Source organism: Vibrio sp. 03-59-1 (assembly GCF_013114135.1).
Taxonomy (GTDB): Bacteria; Pseudomonadota; Gammaproteobacteria; order Enterobacterales; family Vibrionaceae; genus Vibrio; species Vibrio cortegadensis.
This window is the reverse complement of the sequence record NZ_VTYA01000042.1, coordinates 1-3,034: the sequence shown is the minus strand read 5'-3', so window position 1 is coordinate 3,034 and position 3,034 is coordinate 1. Positions and strand designations below refer to the sequence as shown.

The following is a 3,034-nucleotide window of genomic DNA, read 5'->3' as shown; positions in this document are numbered from 1 at the left end:
ATAACCCGGCCAGAATTAATCTGTTGGATAGCTTCGGTTTTTGTTAACTCAGTGCTTTTACACACAAATTTATCAAGGCGCATTATCAGCAACATTTAGAGTAAAGGAGAGCCCGACATTATCCTTTCTCACTGTAAATAAACAACAATCGACTGATAAATAGTGATTTATGAGCCTTTGTGTATAACGCCCAATTAAGGTGCGACAACGCTATAACACCCAAGCTAAACCATTGCACCGTAAACACAAATTTCAAATCGGAGTGAAATCGGCAAGCGTTAGGAGTCACTCTTAAATTGTTTGTTAGAAGCGTTCTTAACCGTTATGTAGAACCTAGAATTTTGGGTTCGACAGACGCAATTACTTATTCACTAGAACCACATTTGACGCAAGCATCATAAGTTCGCTTGCCTTCGCTGATAACAATGTACTCACCTACACACTTTTCGCACAAAACCAGTTTAGGATAAGCCACTTTGCCTTTTTTAGAGGATGAATCCCCTTCAGTTACATAAATTTTTCTCATTTTAACTTTCACATAATCATCTAAATGCGAACAATTATACTATGATTGAAACGAAATTTAGAACTAAGCCGGATAAGATAAATAATTACTATAATTCAAAGTTTTATCGAAGCTTCTAACGCCCGCTTAAGTGGTGAGCAGACGTGTGCCATAATTGTAGCGAAGCGAAAATGGCACGCGTTTGCGAATCCGTCTTAAAGCGTTTGTTAGGTTTGTTTAATTAAGCTCACTGCTGCATCGATTGTCTTGATTGTAAAGGCTTTTGAGTTGATACAATTACCTTCCTTTAGCCTATTAGATTTGTACATTCCTGAATTATCTGACGCCAGATTCAAACAGTGAACAAAGAGTTCCCATTGTTGAGTTTCTGGCAGAGACTGACCGATGTAATGCTCATTGACCAACAAAAATTCAGAGTCTCCGACAACTCGCTTCATCTGATCAACTTCAAGCGTAATATTATTAACTTCGCTTTTTAATGCTGCGTCAGCTTGTTTGCGCTCTCTAGTTTCTTGAAGCTGAATCATTAAAATTTGTTCAACATCCATTCCTTCTGTAGACATTGAAGTTCCAGAACTTTGCACTGAAGGATGAACGTATGAACCTTTTTCTAATACAGATGGTAATACATCATCTAACACCCACTTTTGAAATTTGATACAAGCAGGTGACTTATCTTGCAAAACAACGCGCAATAATCCTGATTTAGTCACATAACTTTCCCTCAAAGGATCATCTGCATTTGCAGGCAAATTTTCCTTTGTTTTGACTTCATCAGGAAGTAAATGAGTTGCATGAGCTTTAATTAAAGTAATTAAAGCCTTTGATGGTCGATCCGGGTCAAGGATTCTATTTTCAGCTGAAATCGCCCGAACCACATCAAAAAGTGAGAAGTACAATGTCCCATCTTCATTGATGGTGCGAATAGCAGCGCTACCTGTAGCGCTGTCATAAGAAAAGATAGTTTCAGATAAGTTCATAAGCATCCAATAGTTATAGCCACTATTGCTTATTATATCTGGAATTTAAGATGATATGTACTGTAAAAAACCTAACGCCCAATTAAGGTGCGACAACGCTATAAAACCTAGACTAAACCATTGCACCGTAAACACAAATTTCAAACCGGAGTGAAATCGCTAAGCGTTAGGAGTCACTCTTAAATTGTTTGTTAGACGCGTGTTTCAGACCACACTGCAAACTCGTTACCACTTGGCTCAACGAAATGAAAACGGCAACCCCCGGGGAAATCGAAAATTGGTCGAACAACCGCACCACCATGTTTTAGTACTTTACTCTCAGTTGCCGATATATCCGCACTATAAAAAACTAAAAGTGCACCGCCAGTTGATGTTTGACTACAAGCATCAGACTTAAAAAATCCACCATCTAAACCTTGATTCGAAAATGCCGCATATTCAGGACCATAATCAACAAATGACCAATCAAAGACAGATCTGAAAAAAGCTTTCGTTGCAGCTAGATCCTTTGCTCCAAATTCAACGTAATTTAGCTTTTCATGTACATTCATATATTACTCCATTAATACTTGTGATCGAGAAAGCGACTAACGCCGCATTAAGGGGTGAACAACGCCTCCACCCGACCTAAAGTATTGTACCGTAAACACTAAATTTGAAGTAGATACAAAAATGCCAAGCGTTGAGAATCCCTCTTAAATGCTTTGTTATAACAACATTACTCGGCACTAAAATAAACATCACCATAATAAGACTCCGCTATCAAACCACTATTATCTGTATCGGTCATTACGGCAATAATATCAATATAACGATATGCTTCCATGTTCTTTTCTACACTTCCCTTATCACCAAAGCAATCAATCAAATCTTTGTACACATTACGTTTTTCATAATACCAAGTATTTACATCTGATAGATGCCCTCGCACTGAGAGCATTCTAACGCTTGAACCCGCATACACGTTATCCCAGACCTCACCAGTGTCTTGCGAACCCGACCAAACGTAATTAAGAGCTTTCGTATTTAAGCCCATAAAACCCGATTCAATAACAACATAGATTCGTGCAGCATAGTCATCTCCATCCCTACTATGTTCGTTTAACGCAGGGAGAACTTCAGAAACGCGCCAACTCCAACTCATAAACGGCGTATCGAGTAAATCAATTCGTATTTTCAAAGCAAGCCCTGAAGCACTGTTATGACTAGATGCCTTTAATACACTAAATCCGTCAAGTTCAACCAATTCATATACAGTTTCACCTGAAAATACCTGCTCATCCCATGAACCAATCCCATCGGTATCGAATGAAGTCACATTAATATTTGCATTGGCAGAAAAACAAAGCATAGATAATGCGAAAAATAGTAACCTTTCCATTAATTTAGCCTCCAGCCAAACTTATTTGTTGTTATAACGCCCAATTAAGGTGATGAGATGGTCTCCCCCTACCACTTCACATCGCTATCAGCCATGCTTGGAGTGTTCAGGTCCGAAGTAAAAGGAGAAGACCATGACTCAGCATAA

The 3,034-nt window shown here is 38.7% G+C and carries 4 protein-coding genes; all 4 read right to left on the bottom strand.

Annotation, left to right across the window (positions count from 1 at the left end; genetic code table 11):
- Positions 1-364: 364 nt before the first annotated feature.
- The 4 genes from F0249_RS19595 to F0249_RS19580 all read right to left on the bottom strand — a co-directional run bounded on the left by F0249_RS19595 (position 365) and on the right by F0249_RS19580 (position 2,887).
- Complete coding sequence (locus F0249_RS19595) at positions 365-526, bottom strand: hypothetical protein (protein ID WP_029203452.1); 162 nt, start codon at positions 524-526, stop codon at positions 365-367.
- 206 nt (positions 527-732) lie between these two features.
- Positions 733-1,506 (bottom strand): BRO family protein, encoded by a 774-nt coding sequence (locus tag F0249_RS19590; protein ID WP_171757592.1) that lies wholly within the window; start codon positions 1,504-1,506, stop codon positions 733-735.
- 191 nt (positions 1,507-1,697) lie between these two features.
- Positions 1,698-2,057 carry a VOC family protein gene (locus tag F0249_RS19585; protein ID WP_171757591.1) on the bottom strand — a complete coding sequence of 120 codons (360 nt, stop codon included), beginning with the start codon at positions 2,055-2,057 and terminating at the stop codon, positions 1,698-1,700.
- Positions 2,058-2,224: 167 nt separating this feature from the next.
- Entirely contained in the window at positions 2,225-2,887 is a 663-nt protein-coding gene (locus tag F0249_RS19580) for a DUF3047 domain-containing protein (protein ID WP_171757590.1), read from the bottom strand.
- Between the last annotated feature and the right edge of the window lie 147 nt (positions 2,888-3,034).

Coding starts and splice junctions, on each gene's coding strand:
- F0249_RS19580 (WP_171757590.1), bottom strand. CDS start 2,887: ATGGAAAGGTTACTATTTTTCGCATTATCTATGCTTTGTTTTTCTGCC.
- F0249_RS19590 (WP_171757592.1), bottom strand. CDS start 1,506: ATGAACTTATCTGAAACTATCTTTTCTTATGACAGCGCTACAGGTAGC.
- F0249_RS19585 (WP_171757591.1), bottom strand. CDS start 2,057: ATGAATGTACATGAAAAGCTAAATTACGTTGAATTTGGAGCAAAGGAT.
- F0249_RS19595 (WP_029203452.1), bottom strand. CDS start 526: ATGAGAAAAATTTATGTAACTGAAGGGGATTCATCCTCTAAAAAAGGC.